Origin of the sequence: Micromonospora peucetia (assembly GCF_900091625.1) — a bacterium.
GTDB classification, from domain to species: domain Bacteria; phylum Actinomycetota; class Actinomycetes; order Mycobacteriales; family Micromonosporaceae; genus Micromonospora; species Micromonospora peucetia.
On sequence record NZ_FMIC01000002.1, the window covers coordinates 2,885,612 to 2,905,508 of the forward strand.

The window sequence follows — 19,897 nt, forward strand, 5'->3', positions numbered from 1 at the left end:
GCGCGCCGCGAGCCGGGGCCGACCCGCCGGCCAGCGGTTACCTCAGTTCGACCAGCCGGGCCAGGTAGGTGGTGTCGCCCACGTTGGTGAATATGTGCACCGAGCTCCGGCTGCGTGTCGGTCAGCGGGTTCCGGAGAGTTGGGGGAGCACCTCGCCGGCGATGAGTTCCAGATGGTCGAGGTCGGCGATGTCGATCAGCCGCAGGTGCACCCGGGTGGTGCCGATCGCGGCGAACTCGCCGATCCGGTCGACGAGCTGCGCGGGCGAGCCGACCACCGGGTCCTCCGGCGGTAGTGAGCTCTTGACATGCAGCGGTGCGGCACGCCGGTGCGCCTCGGCGTCGGTGCGGCCGATCGCCACCACGATTCCGGCGGAGAGCGTCAGCGGGGCACGTCCCGACTCGGCCCGGCCGGCCCGGTCGCAGGCCTCCCGCACCCGCTCGTACGCGGCGGCGGTCTCCGTGACGGTCTTGAACGGTGTGTTGAACTCGTCGGCGTACCGGGCGGCGAGTTCGGGGGTGCGCTTCGGGCCACGGCCACCGACGATGACCGGCGGGCCGGGCAGCTGCACCGGCTTCGGCAGCGCCGGGGCGTCCACCAGCCGGTAGTGGTCGCCGGTGAAGCTGTACGTCTCGCCCGGCGGCGTCCGCCACAGCCCGGTGAGGATCTCCAACTGCTCGGCCAGCCGGTCGAAGCGTTCGCCGACGCCGGGGAACGGGATGCCGTAGGAGGTGTGCTCCCGCTCGTACCAGCCGGCGCCGATGCCCAGCTCGACCCGGCCGCCGCTCATCTGGTCGACCTGGGCCACCATCACCGCCAGCGGGCCGGGCAGCCGGAAGGTGGCCGAGGTGACCAGCGTGCCGAGCCGGATCCGGCTGGTCTCCCGGGCCAGCGCGGCCAGCGTCAGCCAGGCGTCGGTCGGGCCGGGAAGCCCGGCCTCGTCGCCCAAGGCCTGGTAGTGGTCGGCGCGGAGGAAGCCCTCGAAGCCGCCGTCCTCGACCAGCCGGGCGAAGCGGAGCTGGTCGTCGTAGCTGGCGCCCCGGTGCGGCTCCGTGAACACGGACACCCGCATGCTCACCGTCCCTCCGCTCCGACCGTCGCCGGCAGGTCCCGCTCCATGAGGAGTTCGTGCAGGTCGGCGCTGACCCGTGCGACGTCCGCCAGGTGCGCGTTGCGGCCGAGGGTGCGCGGCCGGGGGATGTGCACGTCGACCACCTTGCGGATCCGGCCGGGCCGAGGGCTGAGCACGACCACCCGGTCGGCCAGCAGCACCGCCTCGTCGATCGAGTGGGTGACGAAGACGACGGTGGCCCCGGACGTCATGTGCACACGTTGCAGCTCGCCGGAGAGTTCCTCGCGGGTGAGCGCGTCGAGCGCGGAGAACGGCTCGTCCATCAGCATCACCCGGGGCTCGCTGATCAGCGACCGGCACAGCGAGACCCGCTGCTGCATGCCGCCGGAGAGCTCGTGGGGCAGTCGCTTCTCGAAGCCGCCCAGCCCGGCGAGGTCCAGCAGTTGCCGGGCCCGGTCGCGGTGCCTGGCCCGCTTCCAGCCGAACATCTCCACCGGGAGCAGGACGTTGTCCAGGACCGTGCGCCAGGGGAGCAGGGCCGGTCGCTGGAAGAGCATCGCGATGTCCCGGCGTGGCTTGGTGATCGGCGTACCGGCCACGGTGATGCGGCCCTCGCTCACCGGGAGCAGGCCGGCGATCAGCCGCAGCAGGGTGGACTTGCCGCAGCCGGAGCGGCCCAGCACGGCGACGAACTCGCCCGCCGTGACGTTGAGATCGATGCCGCGCAGCGCCTCGACGCGACCGCTGCGGCCGTCGAAGGTGCGGGACACCCCGGAAAGCTCGATCATCTCCGGCGGCCTCCTGAGTCGACGATCAGTAGTGGCGGCCCAGGGTAACCGGCTCGTGTGGATGGGTGGTCGTCCGGGGTGGACGCGAGTTTTTTTCCATAACGAAACCCGGTAGGTCTGGCATTACGAAGGGTGGTTTCTCGTACGCTGTGCGCTCGAACAGTCCCCTCACGATGGTGGATGCCGGCTTCACCCCCCGCCGGCCCGCCAGACAACCCCTCCGGCGGCGGCGCGCGCCGCTCCGGTCGGAAAGGACATGGTGCACTGATGAGAAGGCTGACCCGTACGGTCGCTGCCGCTGCGCTGGCCACCGCCCTCGCCCTGGTCTCCGGGTGCAGCGGCGACTCGGACTCCGGCGCCGACGCCAAGGGCGGCAGCGGCGGGGCGTTGGAGAAGGTGACCTACCTCACCTCGTTCGGCAACTTCGGCCGTGACTCCTACGCCTGGGTCGCGAAGGAGAAGGGCTTCTTCAAGGATGCCGGGTTCGACGTCGACATCAAGCCGGGGCAGGGCACCGGGGCGGTGATCCAGCAGGTCGTCGCCGGCAAGGCCCAGTTCGGCCCGATCGACCTCACCGGCGGTCTGCTCCAGCTCGGCGGCGGCCAGGCCAAGGACTTCGTCGCGGTCGCGGCGATCCAGCAGCGCACCATGGCCGCCATCGCCACCGTCGAGGGCAAGGGCATCGCGTCGCCGAAGGACCTGGAGGGCAGGAAGCTCGCCGACACCGAGAGTTCCGTCGTCCGCAACCTCTTCCCGACGTACGCCCGGATGGCCGGCGTGGACGCCAGCAAGGTGACCTGGGTCAACGGCCAGGCCCAGGACCTGATGGGCATGCTCGGCTCCGGCACGGTGGACGGCATCGGCCAGTTCGTCGTCGGCCAGCCCACCATCGAGACGGTGACCAAGAAGAAGGCCGTCATGCTGCCGTACAGCAACGTGATGCAGGACCTCTACGGCAACGTGCTGATCACCTCCTCCAAGCTCGCCAAGGACAAGCCGGAGATGGTCAAGCGGTTCACCGCGGCCCTGATGAAGGGCCTGGACTACGCGCTGACCAATCCGCAGGAGGCGGGTGACCTGCTGAAGAAGAACGTCGACGCCGCGAACCCCACGGCAGCCGCCAACGAGCTCCAGCTCATGGCCGGCTACGTGCGCTCCAGCAACTCCGGCACCCAGCTCGGCACCCTGGACAGCGGCCGGGTCGCCAAGAGCATCGCGATCCTGCAGGGTGCCGGCGCGCTCAAGGAGAACATCACCCCCGACCAGATCATCGATTTCAGCCTCGCGCCGAAGGCCTGATCGAAGCCGACCGTGCCACGGGGGTGCGGTCCACCGGGGACGAACCCGGGGGGCCGCACCCTCGTCGCGTGCCGGCGCCGGCCGGCAGGAGAGGAGGACCCGTGACGGAGACGACCGGTATCCGGTCCGGCCACACCGGGACGGAGCGGGCGGGTGACGGTGCGTCCCACCCGGCGCCCGAGCGCCGATCCGCCGTACGCCCGGCGGCCGTCGGCCTGCCGCTGCTCGGCGCGGTGATCACGCTGGCCGTCTGGTGGCTGGTGACGTCGGGGCTGGAACTGGTGCACCCGGTGTCCCTGCCCCCGCCGCAGGCGGTGTGGCAGGCGCTGACCGCGGGAATCGACGTGCTGATGCCGGCGCTGGGGGTGACCACCATGATGACGGTGGTCGGCTTCCTGCTGTCGACGGTCGCCGGGGTGCTGATCGGGATGGCGCTGGCCGCGTCCCGGCGCGTCGAGCGGATGTTCGCGCCGCTGCTGGTGGCGGTCAACGCGGTGCCGAAGATCGCCCTCGGTCCGCTGCTGGTGGTCTCGGTCGGCTGGGGTTCGAAGCCGATCCTGACCATGGTGTTCCTGTTGTGTTTCTTCCCGATCGTGCTGTCCACGGCGACCGGCCTCACCACCACCCCGGCCGACCTGGCCGAGCTGGCCCGGTCGCTGAACGCCTCGTGGTGGCAGGCGTTCCGCAAGGTGCGCTTCCCCGCCGCGCTGCCGCAGATCTTCATCGGGCTGAAGGTGGCGATGCCGTTGGCCGCGATCGGCGCGGTGATCGGGGAGTTCTACTCCGACAAGCAGGGGCTGGGCTACCAGATCCTGCAGTACAACGGCATCGGGGACACTGCGACGGCCTGGGCGGCGATCGTGCTGATCGCGCTGATGAGCATCCTGCTCTACAGCGCACTGTCCCTGGTCGAGCGCCTCGCCCTGCCGTGGGTCCGCGCCACCACGTCGGCCCGGTGATCCGTCAGGCCGACCGAGGGTGTGGCCCGCCGCGTGCGGCGGGCCACACCGCCCCTCAACTCGCGAGGCGCCACCGCCCGTTGCGCGCGACCAAGGTGGTGAGGGCCTGCGGCATCAGGCCGGAGTGGTTGTCCGGGGTCATCCGGATCGGCCCGGAGAGGCCGTCCATCTGGATCGTCTCCAGCACGTTTCGGACCCCCTCGCGGTCGACCTGGCCGGCCTCGCCGCCCGCGCGCAGCTCGGCGTCTGCGATGAGCTGCACCGCGTCGGCCGCGAACGAGGAGGAGCCGTTGTATCCGCCGAAACGGGCGGTGTAGTCCTGGAACCACTGCCGGCGGGCCGCCTTCGCCGGGGTGGTGGCGATGACGTCGTCGATCACCATCGTCTGGGTGAAGACCATCGTCGTGCGCTCGGTCGCCCCCGACGCGGCGCCGAGGAAGAGGTCGCCGGCCGCCGCCGCATCGAAGAAGAGGCCGCCCCCGAACTTGGCCTGCTTGGCGGCGGTGGCGGCGAGGGTTGCCTGCTCCGCCGGGGTCCAGACGACCAGCGCGGCCGGCTTCTCCTCGACCAGGTCCCGGACCTGCCGGCCGATTTCGGTGTCGGTGGTGCGCACTGCCTCCTCGCGCAGCACCTTGATGCCGGCCTTCGCGAACTCGGCGCGCAGTGCGGTCAGCCCTTCACGGCCGTAGGCGTCGTCGCTGTGCAGCACGCCCGCCTTGCGGACGCCCTTGCGGCGCATCTCCGAGGCGAGGGCGGCGGCGCTGTCGGCCGCGTTCGGGGAGAGCTTGAACACGTACCGCCGGTCGGCGACCGGACTGGAGACAGCACCGGACGGGGCGAGCGCAATGGTGGGAATTCGCTTCTCGTTGATGGTACGCACGGCGCCGACGGCGCATTCGTTGCAGCCGCCCATGATGATCGCACTGACTTGGGAATCAGCGCTGAAGTCGCCGATGTTTCGCAGCGACTCGCTCGCGTCCGACCGGTTGTCCTTCACCCGCAGCTCGACCCGACGGCCGTTCAGCGCGCCGGAGGAGTTCAGCTGCTCGACCTTCAGCTCCAGCGCCCGCTGGTACGCCATGCCGACGGGGGCCGCCGCGCCGGAGAGCTCAAGGTCCGCGGCGATGATGATGGGACTGGTGTCCTGCTCGTCCGCGCCGAGCTGGCAGCCGGTGAGCGTGGTGGCCAGCACGGCCGATGCGAGCGCCGCGGCGGTCGCGGAGCGGATGGGGCTCAACTCAGTCCTCCAGATGCGGCCCGGGCACTGCCCGGTCACCGCCGGGTTGTCCGTCCTCAGTAGAGGAACGGGATCGGTCTGCCGTACGGTGTGCGCGAAGCCTGCAAAACATTGCCAACGCCGGGGCCCTGCGGTCAAGCCGAGCGCCGGAAGCGTTTCGGGACGCGTATCCCACATGGTGGTGCAACGGGAAGTTTGCAAACGCTTACTAATACGACACGGATGACCACCCTGGAGTTACATGCCCTGTTCACGGGCATGGAGAATTGAAGGTATTAGTTGACCGGATCACGGGATGCGTGCCCTCCAACCGTTTCCTACCCCGCTGCGACTTCCCAAACAGGATCACTTCTGATGAAATCGCGGCCGTGCCGCGTGTGGCGCAGTCCGCTGCACCGGGCACGAGTCGGCGGGGCAGGCATGGAAGAAACGACGGAGGCGATGTCGTGAGCACCGGACCGACGACCCTGCCCGCGAGTGGCGACACCGACCAGCCGAAGCGGCGTCGGCTGCCCCGGCTCCGCGACGTGCGGATCCGCTCCAAGCTGGCGCTGATCCTGGTCGTGCCGGTCGCCGCGGTGCTCGCGTTGGCCACGGTCCGGCTCGTCACCGTCGGCGAGAACACCTTCGACGCCAACCAGGCGCGGGCGTTGACCGCGCTCTCCGTCGACGTCTCCGCGCTGACACAGGACCTGCACGCCGAGCGGATGGCCGCCGCCACCTTCCTGTCCACGTCGCAGCAGAAGGCCGACGCCTACAACCTGCGGGTGCGCAGCACCGACGCGCGGGTCGAGGCGTACCGGGCGGAGCGCGGCCAGATCGGCGACGTGCCGACCGCCGTACGCGACCGGCTGTCAGCCATCGACGAACACCTGAAGACGCTCGCCGTCACCCGGCAGAAGGTGCTGGACCGCCAGCAGATGGCGGTCGCCGAGGCGGCGCTGCGCTACGGGGTCATCATCACCGACCTGGTCGCGTACGGCGACGGGCTGGCCCAGTTGCCCGGCGACGAGCGGCTCGGCGACGCCCGTCGGGCTGTCGCCGCGTTCGCCCGCGCCAAGGCGGCCGTCGCCGAGGAACAGGCGGTCGCCTACACCGCGCTCGTCGCCGGCCAGCTCGACCAGGAGCAGTTCTCCTCCTTCGTAGCCACGCTGACCGGCCAGCAGGAGGCGCTGGTCGCCTTCTCCCTGGCCGCCGACCCGACCCAGCGCGCCCTGGTCGACAGCACCGTCTCCGGTGACGCGGTCACCCTCGCCGACCGGGTGGCCGCCGACATCACCCGCTCGGTCGGGCAGGAGCCGCTGGTGTCCGCCCAGGACGCCACCGCCGCCATCGGCGCCGTCAACGACCTGATGCGGTGGGCCGAGATCCGGCTCCAGGACCGGCTGCTCAGCCAGGCCGACCAGGCCCGGTCGGACGTCATCCGGCAGGCCATCATCGAGACGGCGCTGGTGCTGCTGACCCTCATCGTCGCGGTGACCCTCGCCGTGGTGCTGGCCCGCTCGCTCAACCACTCGCTGCGCCGGCTGCGGGAGGGCGCCCTCTCGGTGGCCAACCACGACCTGCCGGACGCGGTCAAGCGGTTGCAGAACGTCGGCAACGTCGGTGACGGCGGCGTCGAGGAGATCGTCCGGCAGGTACGCGACCCGATCCAGCTCAACAATCGCGACGAGGTCGGCCAGGTGGCGCTCGCCTTCAACGTCGTGCACCGCGAGGCGGTCCGCGTGGCGGCCGAGCAGGCCGCGCTGCGTACCAGCGTCTCGGCGATGTTCCTCAACCTGGCCCGGCGCAGTCAGACCCTGGTCGACCGCATGATCGGCGAGCTGGACGCGATCGAACGCGGCGAGGAGGACCCGAAGCGGCTCGCACAGCTCTTCGAGCTGGACCACCTGGCCACCCGGATGCGCCGCAACGACGAGAACCTGCTGGTCCTGGCCGGCGCCGACTCGGCCGTGCCGCGACGCGACGACGCGCTGCTGGTCGACGTGCTGCGGGCCGCGCAGTCCGAGGTGGAGCTCTACAACCGGATCGAGTTCGGCACCGTCGACACCGACATCTCGGTCGCCGCGCACGCGGTCAACGACGTGGTCCGGCTCGTCGCCGAACTGCTCGACAACGCCACCCGCTTCTCGCCGCCGACCACCACGGTGGTCGCCGACGGCCGGCGGATCCGGGACTACGTCCTCATCCAGGTCGAGGACCGGGGCCTCGGCCTGACCGACGACCAGCTCGACTCGCTCAACCGGCGACTGGCCGCCCCGCCGAGCGTCGATGTCGCGGCGTTCCGGCTGATGGGTCTGGCCGTGGTCAGCCGGCTGGCCTCCCGCTACAGCATCCGGGTGGAGCTGCGCCGCAACGTGGAGGGCGGCACGGTCGCCCAGGTGACGCTCCCCGCCGCGACGGTGGTGCTGCCGCCCGTGCACAGCCGGGACCAGCAGATCACCCGGCCCCGCCAGCCGCTCGCGGTCGAGCAGAGCCCGTTCACCCCGGCCGGCCTCGCCGAGCCGGCCGTCGGCGCGGGGCGTACCGCCTCGGCAACCCTCACCGACTCGTGGCGGTCCGCCGCCCCAGCGCCGTGGCAGGCCCCGGAACAGGCCCGCGACACCACGGCCCCGGTGCAGGCCGGCGGCCTGCCGGCGGCGCAGCCGGCCGCTCCGGCGGCGCCCCCGGCCCAGCCGACCTTCGCCGGCGGCTTCTCCGTCGGCACGCCGACCGTCGCGTACCCCACGGTCGACCCGCTGCCCAAGCGTGTCCCCGGCGGAGACGACCCGGCACCGGTCCTGCCGATCGGCCCGATCGCCGGCTCGTCGGCCACCACCGGCATGTCGGCGGGCCTGGCCGGGGCCACCCGGCCGACCGGCTTCGGCACCGACCAGAGCGCCGGTCGCGGCCTCGGTGCCAACCTGGCCGCCACGGCCCCGCCGGCCCCCACCGCGCCGATCACCCCGCGCCCCGAGTTGCCGGCCGAGGCGCCGATCTTCCGGGAGATGGAGGCGGTGTGGTTCCGGTCACACGGCAACGACGCCACGGCCATCTTCACCCGTCCGGACTTCAGCCAGTCGGCCGCGGCCCAGCAGGCCGCCGGAGCACCGACCGCCGGGATGCCGGCCGCGGCCCGGCCGGCGCCGGAGGAGCCCCGCGGGCCACGACTGCCCACGCGTACGCCGGGCAGCACCCCCACCCCGCCGGCCGCGCAACCGGCACCGCCGGCGTACACCCCGCCGGCCGCGACCCGACCCACCATGACACCTCTCACCACACCTGCCATGACACCTGCCACCACACCTCCCGCGACGCCGGTCGCGGACCCACCCTCGACGACGCCCGCGGCCGACGTGGACGCCTGGCGGACGGCCGCCGACGAGGGCTGGTCCCGGGCCAGCCGGGCGGCGGAGCCCGCCACCGCCGGCACCACCCGTTCCGGTCTGCCCAAGCGGCAGCCGCAGGCACAACTCGTGCCGGGCGGGATCGAACCCCGGAGCGGTCGTGACCGCAGCCGGCGTACCCCGGACGAAGTTCGGGGCCTGTTGTCGGCCTACCACCGCGGCGTGCAGCGCGGCCGGGCGGCCGGGACGGACCAGGACAGCACCTCGACCAAGGAGACGAGTCGATGAACAGGCCAGCGGCCATGCAGGACATGAGTTGGTTGCTCACCAACTTCGCCGACAGCGTGGCGGGAATCGCCCACGTGGTGGCGGTGTCCGCCGACGGGCTGCTGCTCGCCTCCTCCCGGGATCTGCCCGGGGACCGGGCGGACCAGCTCGCGGCGATCACTTCAGGCGTGGTCAGCCTGACCGAGGGCGCCGCCCGGATGTTCAGCGCCGGCGGCGTGCTTCAGACGGTGATCGAGATGGACAGTGGCTACCTGTTCCTGATGTCGATCAGCGACGGCTCGTCGATGGCCGTCCTGGCAGCCCGCAGCTGCGACGTCGGTCAGGTGGGTTACGAGATGGCACTGCTGGTGGAGCGGGTCGGTGCGGCGCTGGTGCCGCTGCCCCGGGACGCGGTGCGGTCCTAGCCGGCTCGACGCGCGGCCCGCGCGTCGACAGGAACGAGAAGACCGGTGCCCGGCCAGGGGCTCGGCCGGGAGAGGAGGTGATCGTCGATGGACCAACGGCGCGTGGACCCACGTGGTGCGCTGGTACGGCCGTACGCGGTCACCCGCGGCCGGACCGAGGCCCGAATGGACATCGCCCTGGAGGCGGTGCTGACAGCCAGCCCGACCCAGGCCGCGGAGGCCCGCTTCGCGGGGCACGACAAGCACCGCATCGCCACCGTGTGCGAGGGCCGGGCGCAGTCGCTGGCCGAGATCTCCGCGTACACCCGGATGCCGTTGGGCGTCACCCGGGTGCTGGTGGCCGACATGGTGGCCGAGAGCCTGCTGACGCTACACACTGCCGCTCCCGCCGAGGGGTTCGAGGAGCGGATGGAAATCCTTGGAAGGGTGCTAAGTGGACTTCGCAGGCTATGACCCCGCCGGGGCCCGCCAGAACCGGGGAATCATCTCCGCGAAGATCGTGGTCGCGGGTGGCTTCGGCGTGGGCAAGACGACCCTGGTCGGTGCGATCTCGGAGATCACCCCGCTCAGGACCGAGGCGGTGATGACCGCGGCCGGTGTCGGCATCGACGACCCGTCCAAGGTGCCGGGTAAGCAGACCACCACGGTCGCCATGGACTTCGGCCGGATCACCATGGCCGAGGACCTGATCCTGTACCTCTTCGGCACACCGGGCCAGACCCGGTTCTGGTTCATGTGGGACGAGATCATCAAAGGTGCGGTCGGCGCGGCCGTACTGGTGGACACCCGCCGGATCACCGACGCCTTCGCCCCGCTCGACTACTTCGAGAACCGCAGACTGCCGTACGTCGTGGCGTTGAACCGCTTCGACGGCGCGCCGCAGTACGAGCTGGAGGAGGTCCGCGAGGCGTTGGCCATCTCGCCGGACGTGCCGCTGGTGCTGACCGACGCCCGGCACCGGGACGCGGTCAAGCAGGTGCTGGTGACCGTGGTGGAGCACGCCATGATCCGCCTTGAGGCCGAGCAGGGCCGGGGCTACCCGACGCCGGTCGGCTGAGCGGGACGGTAACCGCCTCCGGGTCGCGTCAGTCGACCCGGAGGCGGTAGCCGCGCTTGACGACGGTCTGCACCACCCGGGGGGCGCGCAACCCGGCGCGCAGCCGGGCCACCGCCATCTCCACGGCGTGCTCGTCGGCACCGCGCGGCAGCGTCCGCAGCAGGACGGTCCGGGACAGCACCCGACCCGGTGAGCCGCACAGCGCCCGCAGCACCACCATCGGCGCCGGCGCGAGCGGACGCAGCACGCCGTCGACCACGGCGGCGTGCCCGCGCAACGTGAGCAGGTGACCGGCGGCCTTCAGGGTGACCGTGCGGCGCGGCAACTCGTCGACGAGGGTCCGGACCAGGGCACCCAGGCAGGCACTGGCCGGCGCGGTGACCGGCACCCCGCGCCGCAGCAGCGGCTCCGCGGTGACCGCGCCCACGCAACTGGCGAGCACGTCGCCCCGGAAGGCGTCCAGCACCGCGTCGGAGCGGTCCCCGGCGGCGCGCAGCAGCGCCTCGGCGGCGGGGGCCGAGGTGAAGGTGACCGCGTCGACCAGCCGGCCGGCGACCAGGTCGATCAGCCGGTGCATCGGGGCCGGGTCGGTCGGCGGCGCCCAGCCCTCGGCCGCCTCCAGCCAGCCGCGCATCCCGATGCCGGTGTTGGCCATGAGGACGTCCGGTGGCCGGTCCAGACAGGCCCGGGTGGCCTCCCGCAGGTCGGTGTCGTCGGCCAGTGGCACGATCCGCAGGACCGGGGCGACCACCACCCGGGCACCTCGCCGTTGGAGCAGCGCGGCGAGTTCGTCGCGCCGGCGGTCGGCGGTCACCCCGATGGTGAAGCCGGCCAGTTCGTCGCGCACTCACCCCTCCTGTCGCAGCAGCACCTCGACCGGGCCGTCCCGGCAGCGCACCCGGTTGTCGATGGCGAACCGCCGTCGGTGGTGCGGAAGAGGGCCACCCGCACGCCGTCGACGAGCGCGGTTCCCCGGCGGGTACGCCGCCACGGTCCGGTTGTCGCTTGTGCACGGTCTGTCATGTCGGCAAAGCGTGCCGGCGGGCGGTTTCCGGTCCAGGTCCCGCTTGTTTCGGTCCTGTCAAGAGCCGCTCACACCGCACGGGGGCATCGGGCCCGGATCGCGGCGTTTACAATTTGGGAAAACGGTCCTGATATATGGGAGGCGCGATGGACGTGGCCGAGGTCTTCGACGCGGTGGCCGGCAGCTACGACGACGCCCGCCGGCGCCTGGTGCCCTGCTTCGACGCCTTCTACGGCACCGCCGTCGAGGTGGCCGCGCCGCCGCTACGGGCCGCGCTCGCCGCTGGGCGTACCCCCGAGGTGCTGGACCTGGGCGCGGGCACCGGCCTGCTGTCGCTGCTGCTCGCGGCGGCGGTGCCGGGGGTGCGGCTGACCCTGGTCGACGCCGCGCCGGCCATGCTCGCCGTCGCCGCCGACCACCTGCGTGCCCGCGGGGTGACCCACCGGACGGTCCTGGCCGACCTGGCCGACCCGCTGCCGGCCGGTCGGTACGACGCGGTGGTCAGCGCGCTGGCCGTGCACCACCTCGACGACACCGGCAAGCGCGAGCTCTACTGGCGGGTGCCGGCGGCGCTGGCGCCCGGCGGCGTCTTCGTCAACGCCGAGCAGGTCGCCGGCCCCACCCCCGCCCTGGACCGGCGTTACCACCAGGTGTGGCTGGCGCAGGTCGCCGCGCTGGGCTCCGACGCCGACGAGATCGCCGCCGCCGAGGGGCGGATGGCGTACGACCGGCCGGCGCCGACCGCCGCGCAGTGCCGCTGGCTGGCCGAGGCCGGGCTGGTCGACGTCGACTGCTTCTTCAAGCAGTGGCGGTTTGCCGTGTTCGGCGGCCGGCGCGAATAGCCGGTCCCGACGGGATGACTGCTGGTCATACCGCTGGGTAGTCTGCACGGCATGACTGCCAAGGTGACCCTGTCGTTCTCGGACGAGACGATCGAGGAGGCCCGGCGGTTCGCCAAACGCGAAGGGCTATCCCTGTCGGCGTGGATGGACCAGGCGGCCCGGGAGAAGGCGCTGCGCGAGGTCTTCACCGCGCACGCCGCCGCCGTCAGCCGGGCCGGGCTCGACCTCGAATCGGCCGCCCTCGCCGACGCCCGCGAGGTCGGCATGGTCGACGACGTGCTCTTCGGCGGGCGCCCGCGTGCTGCGTAGGGGTGAGGTCTGGCGCATCGACGGCGCCCGGGAACGGCTCGGACTGGTGGTCAGCTCCGACGTCTACAACTCCACCGACGTACCGATCGTGATCGTGGCCGAGGTGGTCGAGGAGGCGCTGCTGCGCGACTCACCCCTGGCGGTGCCGATGGGCGCGTACGTGGTGATGCCCGACCGGATCTCCTCGCCGATGAAGAAGTGGTTCACCGAGTGCGTGGACGTCGCCGACACCGAGACGATGCTCAGGGTCGGCCGGGCGCTGCGCATCCTGCAGGAGCTCTGACACCTCACCGGCGACGTGTGAGCGCCGTCATGTACCGTCACAGGTCGGCGGGGCGACACCCCCGTTTTGACCTGCCGACGGGGCGGCCGGTATCGTTGCCTGCTGTTGTACGACATCCAGAGGCGTGCCGCCTGAGGTACGCTTGGTCGTTCGTGCGCGCCCGGTAACCTCGGCGCGCGACCCCAGACCGACGACGAGACAAGGTATACCTGTGCGTACGTACAGCCCGAAGCCGGGTGAGATCGAGCGTCAGTGGCACGTCATCGACGCCTCTGATGTCGTGCTGGGCCGCCTGGCCACCCACGCCGCCACGCTGCTGCGCGGCAAGCACAAGCCGACTTTCGCGCCGCACGTCGACACGGGCGACTTCGTCGTCGTCGTGAACGCGGGCAAGGTCGCGCTGACCGGCAACAAGCGCCACACCAAGGTCGCCTACCGCCACTCCGGCTACCCGGGTGGTCTGAAGCAGGTCGGCTACGACGAGCTGCTCACCAAGCGTCCCGAGCGGGCCATCGAGCTGGCCGTCAAGGGCATGCTCCCGCACAACAAGCTCGGCCGTCAGCTCATCAAGAAGCTGAAGGTCTACGCCGGTGCAGAGCACCCGCACGGCGCGCAGCAGCCGATGCCGTTCGAGATCAAGCAGATCGCGCAGTGAGCGCGGGCGAAGGAAACAGCATGACCGAGATCACCGAGACCGAGGTCGCCCCCGAGGCCACCGAGGCGCCGGCGCCCGTCGCCCGCGCGCCGCGTGGTGACCGCCCGATCCAGACCGTGGGTCGGCGCAAGGAGGCCATCGTCCGGGTTCGCATCATCCCCGGCAGCGGCAAGATCACCTGCAACGGGCGCGACCTCGAGGCCTACTTCCCGAGCAAGGTGCACCAGCAGCTGATCAAGGACCCGCTGGTCACCGCCGAGAAGCCGGAGGCGTTCGACGTCATCGCCAACCTGCGTGGCGGCGGCACCACCGGTCAGGCCGGCGCGCTCCGGCTCGCCATCGCCCGGGCCCTGATCGTCAGCGAGCCGGACGACCGTCCGGCGCTGAAGAAGGCCGGCTTCCTCACCCGGGACGCCCGGGTCAAGGAAAGCAAGAAGTACGGCCTCAAGAAGGCCCGTAAGGCTCCCCAGTACTCGAAGCGCTGATCTTCAGCGGCACGTTGTACTTCTGACGAACGGCCGGGTTCACCTCCCCTGTACGGGAGGTGGCCCGGCCGTTCGCCTTTTCCTGGACCGTTTCATCGGAGGTTTACGGGTATGGGCCGGTTGTTCGGCACGGACGGCGTACGCGGGCGGGCGAACGCGGATCTCACGCCTGAGTTGGCGCTCGCGGTGGCGGTCGCCGCCGCGCACACACTCGCCGAGTCGGACCGGAGCCATCCCCCGCTGGCCGTGGTCGGGCGGGACACCCGGGCCAGCGGCGAGATGCTGGAGGCCGCCGTGGTCGCCGGGCTCACCAGCGCCGGCGCCAACGTGGTCCGGGTGGGCGTGCTGCCCACCCCGGCCGTGGCGTTCCTCACCGCCGAGGCCAAGGCCGACCTCGGCGTGATGCTCTCCGCCTCGCACAACCCGATGCCCGACAACGGGATCAAGCTCTTCGCCGCCGGTGGGCACAAACTGCCGGACGAGATCGAGATGCGGATCGAGGCGGCCGTCGAGGCGAACGCCACGACCGCCTGGAAGCGGCCGGTCGGCGCCGGCGTCGGCCGTGTGCACGACCTGCTCGACGGTGCCGACCACTACGTGCAGCACCTGATCGGCACCGTGCCGCACCGCCTCGACGGGCTCAAGGTCGTGGTCGACTGCGCGAACGGCGCGGCGGCCGAGGTGGCGCCGGTGGCGTACCGGGAGGCCGGGGCCGAGGTCGTCGCCATCTACGCCGAGCCGGACGGCCTCAACATCAACGACGAGTGCGGCTCCAACCACATCGAGGCCCTACGGGCCGCCGTGGTCGAGCACGGCGCGCACCTGGGCATCGCCCACGACGGCGACGCCGACCGCTGCGTCGCGGTGACCGCCGACGGCGACGAGGTCGACGGCGACCAGCTGATGGCGATCCTCGCGCTCGCCATGCGGGAGGCCGGCACGCTCACCGACGACACCCTGGTCGCGACCGTGATGAGCAACCTGGGCCTGCGCCTGGCGATGTCCCGCGAGGGCATCCGGCTGATCGAGACCAAGGTCGGCGACCGGTACGTGCTGGAGGAGTTGCGGGCGTCCGGGCTGGCGCTGGGCGGGGAGCAGAGCGGGCACATCGTCATGCCGGCGTACGCCACGACGGGCGACGGCGTGCTGACCGGGCTGCACCTGATGGCCCGGATGGCGTCGACCGGGAAGTCCCTGGCGGAGCTGGCCGGCGTGATCACCCGGCTGCCGCAGGTGCTGATCAACGTCCCCGTCGGCGACCGTACGGTCGGTGCCGCCGCGCCCTCCGTCCGCGCCGAGGTGGAGCGGGCCGAGGCGGAGCTGGGCGAGACCGGCCGGGTGCTGCTGCGCCCGTCCGGCACCGAGCCGCTGGTCCGCGTGATGGTCGAGGCCGCCACCGAGCAGGTCGCCCGCGAGGTCGCCGAGCGCATCGCCGAGCAGGTCCGCACCGCCAGCCCGACCGGCTGACCTCCCGCTTCGGCCCGGGCCCGCCATCTGCGGGCCCGGGCCGTCGCCTTTCCCGGGCGGTCAGGAACCGGCCTGAGCCATCCGCCAGGGGCGGGTCCCGGCCGGCCGGTCTACAGGCGCAGGCCTGCGGCGCGCTGGAGGGTGGCCGCCGGGTCCTCGCCGTCCGTGAGGTCCACGTCCTCGACGATCCGCCCGTCGCCGAGGCGGATCAGCCGGTCGCACCGGGCAGCTATCGCCCGCTCGTGGGTGGCGAGCAGGATCGTCATGCCGTGCCGGTCCCGCAGGTTCAGCAGCAGGTCGAGGATCTGCCCGCCGGTGGCCGAGTCTAGGTTGCCGGTCGGTTCGTCGGCGAGCAGCAGCCCGGGGGAGCCCATCAGGGCCCGGGCGATCGCCACCCGCTGCTGCTGACCGCCGGAGAGCTGGGCCGGCAGGGCCCGCTCCCGCCCGGTCAGGCCCACCGCGTCGAGCAGCTCCCGGGCCCGGGCCGCGTGGTCGGCCCGCCCCCGGCGCGGCAGCACCGGTGCGATCACGTTGTCCAGCACGGTCAGCGCGGGCAGCAGGTGATAGCGCTGGAAGACGAAGCCCACCCGCTGCCGGTACCGGGTCAGGGCGGACCGGCCGAGCCCGGTGATCTCCAGGTCGTCCACCGTGACGGTCCCGGCGTCGACCTGCTCGATCGCGCCGATCATGTGCAGCAGCGTCGACTTGCCCGAGCCGCTGGCGCCGGTCAGCGCCACCACCGCCCCGGGCGGAATCTCCAGGGACACGTCGTCGATCGCGGTCACCTGCTGCGGGCCGGCCCCGAACCGCCGGACCAGCCCGGCGACCCGGACCGTGCTGCCCACCGTCGTCGTCTCCATCGTCACTCCTCCGCGAGCAGTCGTGCGGTCGGCAGCCGGCGCAGCAGCGCGGCGGGGACCAGGGCGGCCATCGAGGTGACCAGGACACCGGCTACCGCCACCAGCGCGGCGACCGTGACCAACGTGCCGGGCAGGGCGCCGACCAGCCAGGCCGCCCCGGTCAACCCGAGGCCGGCGCCGGTGACCGCGCCGAGCAGTCCGAGGGCCAGCCCCTCGTACCCGATCAGGCGACCCAGCGCCCCGTCGCTCCAACCCACCGCGCGCAGGGTGGCCAGCTCGGCGGCCCGGTCCCGGATGTTCAGGTAGAGCACGTCGGCAACCGCGGCGGCACCGAGCAGCACCGTCGCGACGGCGGCCATGGTGTCCGCGCCGCGCACGCTCAGCGACACCGTGTCGCCGAGCAGGCTGCCGACGATGGCACCTCGGAACGCGTACCCGGCGGCGGCGACCAGGGTCAGCGCGGCCACCCCGATGGCCAGGGCGCCGGCCCCGAGCAGGGTGCGGCCGGGCGTGCGGGCCAGGTTGGCCAGGGCCAGGCCGACCAGGGTGCGCGGTCGGCGTACCCAGCGAGCCGTGGCCACCGCCGGGCGCAGCGCGGCGGCCGGGTGGGCGCGCGCGGCCCGCAGAGCCGGCGTCAGGCCCGCGACCAGCGCCAGCAGCAGCGCCACCGGTACGGCCAGCAGCGCCCGCCGCCATCCCACGTCGATGCCGAGCGCGGCTCCGAGCGGGACGGCCAGCGCCAGCGCGAGCAGCCCGGCAGCCAGCCCGAGGGCGGCGACCTCGCCGAGTATCAGCGTCCCGATCCGTCGGGCCGGCCAGCCCAGGCAGGCGAGCACCGCCAGCTCGGACCGGCGGTCCCGGACGGCGGCGGCGACCGCGTTGCCGAGGAAGAGCGCGCAGACCACCAGCACCAGCACGAAGAGCACGACGCTCTTGCGGTCCACCGCCTTCGTGATCACCGAGGCGACCCCGAGCGCCGACCAGTTCTCGGTCAGCCGCAGCGCCGGCCGGCCGAACGACCCGGCGGGCAGCTCCACGGCCTGCGGGGCCGGGGACGAGCCGAGCGTGATGTCGACGTCGAGCCCGGTGACCTGGGCGATCCGCTCGGCGACCAGCCGGACCTGTTCGGCGGCATGCTCGCTGTAGCCGTCCACGTCGGCGACCCGCACCCGGATGGCGCTGATCGGGGCTTTCGCCTGCGGACTGCCGCCGTCCGTCAGTAACTCCGGCACGATGGTCAGGGTGGTCAGCAGCAGCGGCGGGGCGGCGAGATAGCCGGCGGGATTGCCGCTCGGCTCCAGCGGCTGCCCGCCCAGCGCGTCCCGGCTGGCGGCGTCGGCGCCGGCGGCCCGCGGCGGCTCGTACGTCTCCAGCGGCACCTTGCCCAGGTCGCTGAATCCGGTCAGCTTCTGCGGGTCGAAGACCCCCACCGCCCGCCATTCGCGCCAGAGGGGTTCCTTGGGGGTCGACTTCTTCAGCGACAGCTCGCGCAGCGGGCGGGCACCGACGTCCTCCGTCAGCCAGGGACGCGGGTACGGGTTGAAATCCTGGTGCCCACCGTAGACCTCGGGGGCGGCCGGCGGGAGCGGACGGACCCGCAGGGTGCCGTCGGGGAGCCGGTCGTACTCCGGGGTCCCGGCCTGCACGATGTCCTGAAGCTGGCCGAAGCAGCAACCGGTCGGGGAGAGGCCCTCGGCCAACCGGGAACGCCAGCCGGAGACGACGTCGGCGCTGGCGTCCCCGGCGGGGATCGCCGGCCCCCGCCGCAGCTCCCGCTCCAGATCGGCCAACGGCATGCCACCCGGGCGCGCGGCGGGCAGCCGTGTGGCGCCGACGCGCAGCTCCTCGTCGAGGAAGGGACGGCTGGTCGTGAGGACCGGGACGGTGTGGTGGCCCCTCCTGCTTCCCTCGATGACCGAGTCGTCGGGACGGAGCGCCCGCCCCTCGACCACCGTCCCGGCCAGGCCGACGAGTCGGTCCTCGGCGGCCGGGTCCACCGCGGCCAGCAGGAAGGGCACGGTCAGGTCGTACCGGATCCGGAGCCGGTCCGAGGTGGTCACGTAACCCGGCCCGTGACCCTCGCCGTCGGCGAGGACATTGACGTGGGCCTCGAACCGGCCGTCGGGCAGCAGCCGCACAGGCATCACCGCCCAGTCCTCCCGCTCCGAGTAGGCGCCCGGGCTGCCCATGGCGTACCGCGGGTTGCAGATCGATTGGGTCCGGCCGTCGGGCAGGACCTCGCGCGGGGAGGGGCCGCACGTTTCGTCCCAGGGGTAGCTCCGGCCGTCGGTGTAGGGGGTGGCGTCGGAGCTGGAGACCCCGTCGTTGCTGGCGTGGATGATCGGGTGCTTGGTGACGTACAGGTACCGGGCACGGCCCGGGGCGGTGGAGAGGCCGCGCTCGGCGACGAAGCGCGGGTCGATCCGGATGACCTGCCGGTCGAGCGAGCGGTCGACGGCGTCGGTCAGGTCCATCGCGGTGGTGACGGGAGCGGTCGAGTAGCCGAGCATGGCGATGGGGGCGGCGACGTCCACCCCGGTGACCGCCTGCACCTGGTCGTACTGCGCGGTGGTGATGCCGCCGAAGAGGCCGGAGAGGTAGTTGGGCTGGACCAGCCGACGTTCGGCCTCCAGCGGAGTGCGCGCGCCCTTCGGGCGGACCAGGATGTCGTACGCGGCGTCGGTGTTCCGTTCGACGGTGCCGGTGACGTCGAGGCGGGAGGTGGTGGTGGCCCCGGTCAGGACGACGAAACCGGTGGTCGCCACCAGCACGCCGACCAGCAGGGCCACCGACCGCCCCGCACGGCCGCGAAGTTGTCGCCAGATGAAACTGAGCATGTCGCGCCTCCCCGTGTGCTGAGCACACTCTGCGCGATACATTGTGACAATGCAAGACCCGAACCCGGAGGTGACATGGCGATCCAGCACGCCGTCCTGGCCCTGCTCGCCGGCGGCCCCAGCTACGGCTACGAGCTCAAGGGCGCCTTCGAGGAGGCGGTCGGCCCACAGTGGGGGCCGCTCAACATCGGGCACCTCTACCAGATTCTCGACCGGCTCTCCCGGGACGGCCTGGTGGTGGCCGAACGGCATCCCCAGCCCGTCAAGCCCGACCGGGTGGTCTACGAGATCACCCCGGACGGCCGAGCCGAGCTGGACCGCTGGCTCGCCGAGCCCAGCCCACGCAGCGGTGGGTTCCGGGACGACTTCTTCCTCAAGGTGACCGCCGCAGCCCGATCCGGCGAGCCGGCCACGGTGCGGGCGGTGCTCAGCAACCAACGTGGTCACCTGATGCGGGAGCTGCGCAACCTCGACGGGCTGCGCCGCCGGACCGATGATCCGGTGGTCGGCCTGCTGCTCTCGGCGGCGAGTCGGCACGTCGAGGCTGATCTGGCCTTCGTCGACGACGCCGAGGGGGTGCTGCTCGCCGACGGCGGCGCGGTGCTCGCCAGGCTTCGGACGCCCCGCGCCGAGGGGACGACGTCGGAGCGGGGTACCGGCCCGACCCAGGCGGCCGGTTGACGGTCAGACGTGCCTGTCAATCAC

General features: G+C 72.4%; 19 protein-coding genes. 13 read left to right on the plus strand and 6 right to left on the minus strand.

From position 1 onward, the window contains the following. Window positions 1-121 precede the first annotated feature (121 nt). Both GA0070608_RS13615 and GA0070608_RS13620 read right to left on the minus strand, forming a co-directional pair. Entirely contained in the window at window positions 122-1,072 is a 951-nt protein-coding gene (locus tag GA0070608_RS13615; RefSeq protein WP_091627790.1) for an LLM class F420-dependent oxidoreductase, read from the minus strand. Window positions 1,073-1,074: 2 nt separating this feature from the next. Next, on the minus strand, window positions 1,075-1,860 hold the full coding sequence (locus GA0070608_RS13620) for an ABC transporter ATP-binding protein (RefSeq protein WP_091627793.1): 786 nt from the start codon (window positions 1,858-1,860) through the stop codon (window positions 1,075-1,077). Between the two features lie 267 nt (window positions 1,861-2,127). On the opposite strand from GA0070608_RS13620, the gene GA0070608_RS13625 reads away from it, so the two are divergent. Together GA0070608_RS13625 and GA0070608_RS13630 are read left to right on the plus strand one after the other, a co-directional pair. Next, the gene (locus tag GA0070608_RS13625; protein WP_091627796.1) at window positions 2,128-3,159 is read left to right on the plus strand and encodes an ABC transporter substrate-binding protein; all 1,032 of its coding nucleotides are present in this window, start codon (window positions 2,128-2,130) and stop codon (window positions 3,157-3,159) included. 119 nt (window positions 3,160-3,278) lie between these two features. After that, the gene (locus GA0070608_RS13630) at window positions 3,279-4,118 is read left to right on the plus strand and encodes an ABC transporter permease (protein ID WP_091635034.1); all 840 of its coding nucleotides are present in this window, start codon (window positions 3,279-3,281) and stop codon (window positions 4,116-4,118) included. A gap of 55 nt (window positions 4,119-4,173) precedes the next feature. Here GA0070608_RS13630 and GA0070608_RS13635 read toward each other — a convergent pair whose 3' ends face one another. After that, window positions 4,174-5,355 carry an ABC transporter substrate-binding protein gene (locus GA0070608_RS13635; RefSeq protein WP_091627799.1) on the minus strand — a complete coding sequence of 394 codons (1,182 nt, stop codon included), beginning with the start codon at window positions 5,353-5,355 and terminating at the stop codon, window positions 4,174-4,176. Between the two features lie 446 nt (window positions 5,356-5,801). Between GA0070608_RS13635 and GA0070608_RS13640 the strand changes: the two genes are divergently transcribed. From GA0070608_RS13640 to GA0070608_RS13655, 4 genes are all read left to right on the plus strand, one after another. Further along, window positions 5,802-8,969, plus strand: a complete 3,168-nt coding sequence (locus GA0070608_RS13640; protein ID WP_091627801.1) for a sensor histidine kinase — start codon at window positions 5,802-5,804, stop codon at window positions 8,967-8,969. Then, complete coding sequence (locus tag GA0070608_RS13645; protein ID WP_091627803.1) at window positions 8,966-9,373, plus strand: roadblock/LC7 domain-containing protein; 408 nt, start codon at window positions 8,966-8,968, stop codon at window positions 9,371-9,373. Before GA0070608_RS13640 ends, GA0070608_RS13645 begins: the two co-directional genes overlap by 4 nt. An 87-nt stretch (window positions 9,374-9,460) precedes the next feature. Next, complete coding sequence (locus tag GA0070608_RS13650) at window positions 9,461-9,826, plus strand: DUF742 domain-containing protein (RefSeq protein ID WP_091627805.1); 366 nt, start codon at window positions 9,461-9,463, stop codon at window positions 9,824-9,826. Further along, window positions 9,807-10,430 (plus strand): GTP-binding protein, encoded by a 624-nt coding sequence (locus GA0070608_RS13655; RefSeq protein ID WP_091627807.1) that lies wholly within the window; start codon window positions 9,807-9,809, stop codon window positions 10,428-10,430. The genes GA0070608_RS13650 and GA0070608_RS13655 overlap by 20 nt, the downstream gene beginning before the upstream one ends. Before the next feature lie 28 nt (window positions 10,431-10,458). Here the strand turns inward: GA0070608_RS13655 and GA0070608_RS13660 are convergent, their stop codons facing one another. Further along, window positions 10,459-11,277 (minus strand): uroporphyrinogen-III synthase, encoded by an 819-nt coding sequence (locus GA0070608_RS13660; RefSeq protein ID WP_091627809.1) that lies wholly within the window; start codon window positions 11,275-11,277, stop codon window positions 10,459-10,461. 323 nt (window positions 11,278-11,600) lie between these two features. Between GA0070608_RS13660 and GA0070608_RS13665 the strand changes: the two genes are divergently transcribed. The 6 genes from GA0070608_RS13665 (at window position 11,601) to glmM (ending at window position 15,495) form a co-directional block, all read left to right on the plus strand. Next, complete coding sequence (locus GA0070608_RS13665) at window positions 11,601-12,296, plus strand: class I SAM-dependent methyltransferase (protein ID WP_091627811.1); 696 nt, start codon at window positions 11,601-11,603, stop codon at window positions 12,294-12,296. 51 nt (window positions 12,297-12,347) lie between these two features. Next, entirely contained in the window at window positions 12,348-12,605 is a 258-nt protein-coding gene (locus GA0070608_RS13670) for a DUF6364 family protein (RefSeq protein WP_091627813.1), read from the plus strand. After that, a complete protein-coding gene (locus tag GA0070608_RS13675) occupies window positions 12,595-12,888 on the plus strand; it encodes a type II toxin-antitoxin system PemK/MazF family toxin (protein WP_091627816.1) in 294 nt (97 codons plus the stop codon). The genes GA0070608_RS13670 and GA0070608_RS13675 overlap by 11 nt, the downstream gene beginning before the upstream one ends. 211 nt (window positions 12,889-13,099) lie before the next feature. Continuing rightward, entirely contained in the window at window positions 13,100-13,543 is a 444-nt protein-coding gene (gene rplM, locus GA0070608_RS13680; protein WP_091627819.1) for a 50S ribosomal protein L13, read from the plus strand. 20 nt (window positions 13,544-13,563) lie between these two features. Then, window positions 13,564-14,028: a 30S ribosomal protein S9 gene (gene rpsI, locus GA0070608_RS13685; RefSeq protein WP_091627821.1), complete on the plus strand. Its 465-nt coding sequence runs from the start codon at window positions 13,564-13,566 to the stop codon at window positions 14,026-14,028. A gap of 111 nt (window positions 14,029-14,139) precedes the next feature. Then, window positions 14,140-15,495, plus strand: a complete 1,356-nt coding sequence (glmM, locus tag GA0070608_RS13690) for a phosphoglucosamine mutase (RefSeq protein WP_091627823.1) — start codon at window positions 14,140-14,142, stop codon at window positions 15,493-15,495. Between the two features lie 110 nt (window positions 15,496-15,605). Here the strand turns inward: glmM and GA0070608_RS13695 are convergent, their stop codons facing one another. Both GA0070608_RS13695 and GA0070608_RS13700 read right to left on the minus strand, forming a co-directional pair. Beyond that, window positions 15,606-16,355 carry an ABC transporter ATP-binding protein gene (locus GA0070608_RS13695; RefSeq protein WP_091627826.1) on the minus strand — a complete coding sequence of 250 codons (750 nt, stop codon included), beginning with the start codon at window positions 16,353-16,355 and terminating at the stop codon, window positions 15,606-15,608. Window positions 16,356-16,357: 2 nt separating this feature from the next. Next, window positions 16,358-19,192 (minus strand): FtsX-like permease family protein, encoded by a 2,835-nt coding sequence (locus GA0070608_RS13700; protein WP_091627829.1) that lies wholly within the window; start codon window positions 19,190-19,192, stop codon window positions 16,358-16,360. A gap of 75 nt (window positions 19,193-19,267) precedes the next feature. On the opposite strand from GA0070608_RS13700, the gene GA0070608_RS13705 reads away from it, so the two are divergent. Further along, on the plus strand, window positions 19,268-19,873 hold the full coding sequence (locus tag GA0070608_RS13705; protein ID WP_091627831.1) for a PadR family transcriptional regulator: 606 nt from the start codon (window positions 19,268-19,270) through the stop codon (window positions 19,871-19,873). Window positions 19,874-19,897: the final 24 nt, after the last annotated feature.